The organism is Kluyvera ascorbata ATCC 33433, from assembly GCF_000735365.1.
GTDB lineage: Bacteria > Pseudomonadota > Gammaproteobacteria > Enterobacterales > Enterobacteriaceae > Kluyvera > Kluyvera ascorbata.
This window is the reverse complement of the sequence record NZ_JMPL01000006.1, coordinates 83,710-90,277: the sequence shown is the minus strand read 5'-3', so window position 1 is coordinate 90,277 and position 6,568 is coordinate 83,710. Positions and strand designations below refer to the sequence as shown.

Annotated in this window: 7 protein-coding genes; 6 read left to right on the top strand and 1 reads right to left on the bottom strand. The window is 53.6% G+C overall.

Features of this window, described 5'->3' with window-relative positions; all coding sequences use genetic code 11:
* Window positions 1-172 precede the first annotated feature (172 nt).
* Window positions 173-736 carry a D-glycero-beta-D-manno-heptose 1,7-bisphosphate 7-phosphatase gene (gmhB, locus tag GKAS_RS03365; RefSeq protein ID WP_035891989.1) on the bottom strand — a complete coding sequence of 188 codons (564 nt, stop codon included), beginning with the start codon at window positions 734-736 and terminating at the stop codon, window positions 173-175.
* A 188-nt stretch (window positions 737-924) separates the two neighbouring features.
* Between gmhB and metN the strand changes: the two genes are divergently transcribed.
* The 6 genes from metN to proS all read left to right on the top strand — a co-directional run bounded on the left by metN (window position 925) and on the right by proS (window position 6,513).
* On the top strand, window positions 925-1,956 hold the full coding sequence (gene metN, locus GKAS_RS03360; RefSeq protein WP_035891988.1) for a methionine ABC transporter ATP-binding protein MetN: 1,032 nt from the start codon (window positions 925-927) through the stop codon (window positions 1,954-1,956).
* The gene (locus GKAS_RS03355; protein WP_035891987.1) at window positions 1,949-2,602 is read left to right on the top strand and encodes a methionine ABC transporter permease MetI; all 654 of its coding nucleotides are present in this window, start codon (window positions 1,949-1,951) and stop codon (window positions 2,600-2,602) included. Before metN ends, GKAS_RS03355 begins: the two co-directional genes overlap by 8 nt.
* A 41-nt stretch (window positions 2,603-2,643) precedes the next feature.
* Window positions 2,644-3,459, top strand: coding sequence for a methionine ABC transporter substrate-binding lipoprotein MetQ (metQ, locus tag GKAS_RS03350; protein ID WP_035891986.1), 816 nt, complete (start codon window positions 2,644-2,646; stop codon window positions 3,457-3,459).
* A 113-nt stretch (window positions 3,460-3,572) separates the two neighbouring features.
* Window positions 3,573-3,977, top strand: a complete 405-nt coding sequence (rcsF, locus tag GKAS_RS03345; RefSeq protein WP_035891985.1) for an Rcs stress response system protein RcsF — start codon at window positions 3,573-3,575, stop codon at window positions 3,975-3,977.
* On the top strand, window positions 3,974-4,681 hold the full coding sequence (gene tsaA, locus GKAS_RS03340; protein ID WP_035891984.1) for a tRNA (N6-threonylcarbamoyladenosine(37)-N6)-methyltransferase TrmO: 708 nt from the start codon (window positions 3,974-3,976) through the stop codon (window positions 4,679-4,681). The genes rcsF and tsaA overlap by 4 nt, the downstream gene beginning before the upstream one ends.
* A gap of 113 nt (window positions 4,682-4,794) precedes the next feature.
* Window positions 4,795-6,513, top strand: a complete 1,719-nt coding sequence (gene proS, locus GKAS_RS03335; protein WP_035891983.1) for a proline--tRNA ligase — start codon at window positions 4,795-4,797, stop codon at window positions 6,511-6,513.
* Window positions 6,514-6,568 lie beyond the last annotated feature (55 nt).

The following is a 6,568-nucleotide window of genomic DNA, read 5'->3' as shown; positions in this document are numbered from 1 at the left end:
GCGTTTAATTTCGCTTTTCTCTGTCGAAGTTCTCAGGAGAACTTCGCTGACCCGGCGGCCTGTTTGCCGTTGTTCCGTCTCAGTGGGGCCGCATTATAGGGAGTTAATTCAGGCTGACAAGAGGAAAAATGCATTTTTCTTTCAACCGCTCACCTTTTCGCCTTTTCGTCGTTTATTTCTGCTTTTTGATAGCCGCAGGCAGGTCTGCAAGGCTATTAATCACCCAATCCGCGGCTTTTTCCGCTTCCTCGGTGACGGGTTTGCCCGTACGCACCAGCACTTTAGTCCCCACGTTCGCCGCAGCAGCCGCCTGCATGTCTTCTACTTTGTCACCCACCATATAAGAAGAAGCCATATCAATGTGCAGAAACTCCTGCGCGGATTTGAACATCCCCGGGTGCGGTTTACGGCAATCACATACCTGACGATACTCTTCTACCGTTCCCTGCGGATGATGTGGGCAATAATAGATACCGTCCAGGTCAACGCCACGGTCAGCCAGAGACCAGTCCATCCATTCCGTCAGCGTTTCAAACTGCGCCTCGGTGAACTTCCCGCGAGCAATACCTGACTGGTTAGTCACCAGCACCAGCGCATAGCCCATCTCTTTTAATTCGCGCATAGCGTCGATGACGCCATCAATAAACTCAAACTCATCGATTTCATGTACGTAGCCATGATCGACATTAATCGTGCCGTCACGATCGAGAAAAATTGCGGGTACAGACTTTGCCACCGTGTTGCTCCTGATTAAGGCTTGTGCCTTTAGTATCGCATGTTTCGACAGGCAAGAAAGCGCCGATCGCATAAATCAGATTGATTTAGCCGTCTAGATGCCTTAACATCCGTTTTGTTGACGGTCATCGCCCGTCTCTGGCAGAAGAAAATGCCACGGATAACTCCTAACCGATAATAAATAATCTAATGATTAAACTTTCGAATATCACCAAGGTGTTCCAGCAGGGCCACCGCACAATTCAGGCGCTGAACAACGTTAGCCTGCACGTGCCTGCGGGACAAATTTATGGCGTCATTGGCGCATCCGGTGCAGGTAAAAGTACGCTGATTCGCTGCGTCAACCTGCTTGAACGCCCGACAGAAGGGAGCGTTCAGGTTGGCGGTCAGGAACTTACCGCACTGTCCGAATCGGCGCTGACTAAAGCGCGTCGCCAGATTGGCATGATCTTCCAGCACTTTAACCTGCTCTCTTCACGCACGGTGTTTGGCAACGTTGCGCTGCCGCTGGAACTCGATAATACGCCTAAAGAAGAAGTGAAGCGTCGCGTCACTGAACTGCTGGACCTCGTGGGTCTGGGCGACAAGCATGATAGCTACCCGGCAAACCTGTCCGGTGGGCAAAAACAGCGTGTGGCCATTGCCCGTGCGCTGGCCAGCAACCCGAAGGTTCTGTTGTGTGATGAAGCCACCAGCGCGCTGGATCCGGCAACCACTCGCTCTATCCTCGAACTGCTGAAGGACATTAACCGTCGCCTGGGTCTGACGATTCTGCTCATCACCCATGAGATGGACGTGGTGAAGCGTATCTGTGACTGTGTTGCGGTTATCAGCAACGGCGAGCTTATCGAGCAGGATACGGTAAGCGAAGTCTTCTCTCATCCGAAGACGCCGCTGGCACAGCAGTTTATTCAGTCCACGCTGCATCTGGATATTCCAGAAGATTACCAGGCACGTCTTAAAGAAGCACAGACTGCCGATAGCGTACCGATGCTGCGCATGGAGTTTACCGGTCATTCGGTCGACGCTCCACTGCTGTCGGAAACCGCACGTCGCTTTAACGTGAACAACAACATTATTAGCGCGCAGATGGATTACGCGGGCGGCGTGAAGTTCGGCATTATGCTGACCGAAATGCACGGCACCCCTGAAGATACGCAAGCGGCCATCGCCTGGCTGCAGCAACACCATGTAAAAGTAGAGGTACTGGGTTATGTCTGAAGCCATGATGTGGTTACTGGCGCGCGGCGTCTGGGAAACGCTGGCAATGACATTCGTGTCGGGCTTTTTCGGCTTCGTGATTGGTCTGCCGGTCGGCGTGCTTTTATATACCACGCGTCCGGGGCAAATCATTGAGAACGGCAAGCTCTACCGTGTGCTTTCTGCGCTGGTGAATATCTTCCGTTCCATCCCGTTCATTATCCTGCTGGTATGGATGATTCCATTTACCCGCATTATTGTCGGTACCTCTATCGGCCTGCAGGCGGCAATCGTTCCGCTGACAGTCGGTGCTGCACCGTTTATTGCTCGCATGGTGGAAAACGCCCTGCTGGAAATCCCGACCGGGTTGATTGAAGCTTCCCGCGCAATGGGTGCCACACCGATGCAGATCGTACGTAAGGTCCTGCTGCCGGAAGCGCTGCCGGGTCTGGTCAATGCGGCAACCATCACCCTGATTACGCTGGTTGGCTACTCCGCAATGGGCGGTGCCGTCGGTGCTGGCGGTCTGGGGCAGATTGGCTATCAGTATGGCTACATTGGATATAATGCGGTCGTGATGAATACAGTACTGGTATTGCTTGTCGTTCTGGTTTATTTAATTCAAGTATCTGGCGACCGTATCGTTCGGGCAGTCACTCATAAATAGCGTTACACACAACACAACTCAAAAGTTTAAGGATAATAAGCATGGCGTTCAATTTTAAAACCTTTGCGGCAGTTGGGGCCCTGATTGGTTCTCTGGCTCTTGTTGGTTGCGGCCAGGACGAGAAAGATCCAAACCACATTAAGGTCGGCGTGATTGTCGGTGCAGAACAGCAGGTTGCTGAAGTTGCACAGAAAGTCGCGAAAGAAAAATATGGCCTGGACGTTGAGCTGGTTACCTTCAACGATTACGTTCTGCCGAACGAAGCGCTGAGCAAAGGCGACATCGACGCGAACGCCTTCCAGCACAAACCATACCTGGATCAGCAGATCAAAGATCGCGGCTACAAGCTGGTTTCCGTGGGTAATACCTTCGTTTACCCAATCGCAGGCTACTCCAAGAAAATCAAATCTCTGGACGAACTGCAGCCGGGCTCCCAGATTGCGGTACCAAACGACCCGACTAACCTCGGTCGTTCCCTGCTGCTGCTGCAGCAAGTTGGCTTGATCAAACTGAAAGATGACGTAGGTCTGCTGCCAACCGCGCTGGATATCACTGAAAACCCGAAAAACCTGAAGATTGTTGAGCTGGAAGCACCACAGCTGCCACGTTCCCTGGACGACGCGCAGATTGCTCTGGCCGTTATCAACACCACTTACGCCAGCCAGATCAACCTGACTCCGGCGAAAGACGGTATCTTCGTTGAAGGCAAAGACTCTCCGTACGTGAACCTGATCGTGACCCGCGAAGATAACAAAGACGCTGAAAACGTGAAGAAATTCGTTCAGGCTTACCAGTCTGATGAAGTATACGAAGCAGCAAACAAAATCTTTAACGGCGGCGCTGTTAAAGGCTGGTAATCGCATTACCGCTAAGCAGTATCTTTCAAGACGGGCGCATGCCCGTCTTGTCATTTATGCAAGCACCTGATTCAATAGCTCCCTGGTCTACCCTTTATGATAGAGGAATTACTATGCGTGCTTTACCGGTCTGTTTATTAGCGCTCCTGTTAGGTGGCTGTTCCATGCTAAACAGATCTCCTGTTGAACCTATTCAAAGCACTGCGACCCCCGCGAAAACGGAGACCGCGAAACCTAAAGCGCCACGCGCTACGCCGGTGAGAATTATCACCAACGCTGAAGATCTGGTCGGTAAGCCGTTCCGCGATCTTGGCGAAGTCTCCGGTGACTCATGCCAGGCCACTAATCAGGATTCTCCACCGAACATCCCAACGGCACGCAAGCGCATGCAGATCAACGCCTCTAAAATGAAGGCCAATGCGGTACTGCTGCACAGCTGTGAAGTCACCAGCGGCACGCCGGGTTGCTACCGTCAGGCGGTCTGCGTAGGTTCAGCCCTTAACGTTAGCGCGCAATGAGCCCATTCGTATTTGAACAAATAGGCGTTATCCGTTCTCCTTATAAAGAGAAGTTTGCCGTACCTCGCCAGCCAGGGCTGGTCAAAAGCTGCAGCGGTGAGCTGCATCTATTGCCGCCCTACAACCAGGCCGACGCCGTGCGCGGCCTGGAAGCGTTCAGCCATTTGTGGGTACTGTTCGTCTTCCATCAGACGATGGAAGGCGGGTGGCGTCCTACGGTACGACCTCCTCGCCTCGGCGGAAACGCCCGTATGGGCGTGTTTGCCACGCGCTCAACCTTCCGCCCGAATCCCATCGGAATGTCGCTGGTTGAACTCCGGGGCGTTCGCTGCCACAAAGAACACGTCATCCTTGAACTAGGCGGGTTAGATTTAGTCGACGGCACGCCTGTTGTCGATGTAAAACCGTACCTACCGTTCGCCGAGTCGCTGCCAGACGCTCGAGCCAGCTACGCTCAGGATGCACCGCAAGCCAACGTTGACGTCACCTTCAGCGATGAGATTGCCCAGCAGCTTATCGGCCTGGAAAAGCGCTACCCGCATTTACGTCGGTTTATTACCGAAGTACTGGCCCAGGACCCGCGTCCGGCCTATCGTAAGAACGAGGAAGAAGGAAAGACCTACGCCGTCTGGCTGCTCGATTTTAACGTCCGCTGGCGCGTAACGCCGTCAGGATTTGAGGTCTTTGCGCTGGAAGCCCGGTAATTTCACCGCGCTCTCTTTTGACATCCCTTTCTCGCTGGTAAACTAAATCACTTTTGTTTTTGTGCCAGGCTCGACTTGAGCCTGTTCGATCGTTCAACTGGAACCGTAACAACATGCGTACTAGCCAATACCTGCTCTCCACTCTGAAGGAGACACCTGCCGACGCCGAGGTTATCAGCCACCAGCTGATGCTGCGCGCCGGGATGATCCGCAAGCTGGCCTCCGGGTTATACACCTGGCTGCCGACCGGCGTGCGCGTCCTGAAAAAAGTCGAAAACATCGTGCGTGAAGAGATGAACAACGCCGGTGCTATCGAGGTGTTAATGCCGGTAGTTCAGCCTTCTGAACTGTGGGAAGAGAGCGGCCGTTGGGAACAGTACGGCCCGGAACTTCTGCGTATTGCAGACCGTGGCGATCGTTCATTCGTACTGGGTCCAACCCACGAAGAAGTCATCACCGACCTGATTCGTAACGAGCTGAGCTCATACAAACAGCTGCCGCTGAACTTCTATCAGATCCAGACCAAATTCCGTGACGAAGTACGCCCACGTTTTGGCGTGATGCGTTCCCGCGAATTCCTGATGAAAGACGCCTACTCTTTCCATACCTCTCAGGAATCCCTGCAGGAAACCTACGACGCGATGTACGCGGCCTACAGCAAAATCTTTAGCCGCATGGGTCTGGATTTCCGCGCAGTACAGGCTGACACCGGTTCTATCGGCGGTAGCGCTTCCCACGAATTCCAGGTGCTGGCGCAGAGCGGCGAAGACGATGTGATCTTCTCTGACTCTTCCGACTTCGCGGCAAACATCGAGTTCGCTGAAGCCGTGGCACCAAAAGAACCACGTGCAGCAGCAACGCAGGAAATGACGCTGGTTGATACACCGAACGCGAAAACCATCGCCGAGCTGGTTGAGCAGTTCAACCTGCCAATCGAGAAAACCGTGAAAACCCTGCTGGTGAAAGCGGTAGAAGGCAGCAAGTCTCCGCTGGTTGCCCTGCTGGTTCGCGGCGATCACGAGCTGAACGAAGTCAAAGCAGAAAAACTGCCGCAGGTTGCGAGCCCGCTGACCTTCGCCACAGAAGAAGAAATTCGTGCGCTGGTGAAAGCCGGTCCAGGCTCACTCGGCCCAGTTAATATGCCAATTCCGGTGATTATCGACCGTACCGTCGCTGTGATGAGCGATTTCGCGGCTGGTGCTAACATCGACGGTAAGCACTACTTCGGCATCAACTGGGATCGCGACGTGGCGACGCCAGAAGTAGCTGATATTCGTAATGTGGTCGCTGGCGACCCAAGCCCAGACGGCAAAGGCACGCTGCTGATTAAACGCGGTATCGAAGTGGGCCACATCTTCCAGCTGGGTACCAAGTACTCCGAAGCGATGAAGGCGTCTGTTCAGGGCGAAGATGGTCGTAACCAGACCCTGACCATGGGCTGCTACGGTATTGGTGTAACTCGTGTAGTTGCCGCAGCCATTGAACAGAACTTTGACGACCGCGGTATCGTATGGCCAGACGCCATTGCGCCGTTCCAGGTTGCTATTCTGCCAATGAACATGCACAAGTCCTACCGCGTTCAGGAGCTGGCTGAGAAGCTGTATGCTGAACTGCGCGCACAGGGCATCGAAGTGCTGATGGACGACCGTAAAGAGCGTCCAGGTGTGATGTTCGCGGATATGGAGCTTATCGGTATACCTCACACTATCGTGCTGGGCGACCGTAACCTCGACAACGACGATATCGAATACAAATACCGTCGTAACGGCGAGAAGCAGCTGATTAAAACCGGCGACATCGTTGATTACCTGGTGAAAGCTATTAAAGGCTAATCCGCTCGGTGCCTTCCCGGAGTCGGCGTTACCGCCTCGTCCGGGCTACAAAAAA

Coding starts and splice junctions, on each gene's coding strand:
- metQ (WP_035891986.1), top strand. CDS start 2,644: ATGGCGTTCAATTTTAAAACCTTTGCGGCAGTTGGGGCCCTGATTGGT.
- rcsF (WP_035891985.1), top strand. CDS start 3,573: ATGCGTGCTTTACCGGTCTGTTTATTAGCGCTCCTGTTAGGTGGCTGT.
- tsaA (WP_035891984.1), top strand. CDS start 3,974: ATGAGCCCATTCGTATTTGAACAAATAGGCGTTATCCGTTCTCCTTAT.
- proS (WP_035891983.1), top strand. CDS start 4,795: ATGCGTACTAGCCAATACCTGCTCTCCACTCTGAAGGAGACACCTGCC.
- metN (WP_035891988.1), top strand. CDS start 925: ATGATTAAACTTTCGAATATCACCAAGGTGTTCCAGCAGGGCCACCGC.
- GKAS_RS03355 (WP_035891987.1), top strand. CDS start 1,949: ATGTCTGAAGCCATGATGTGGTTACTGGCGCGCGGCGTCTGGGAAACG.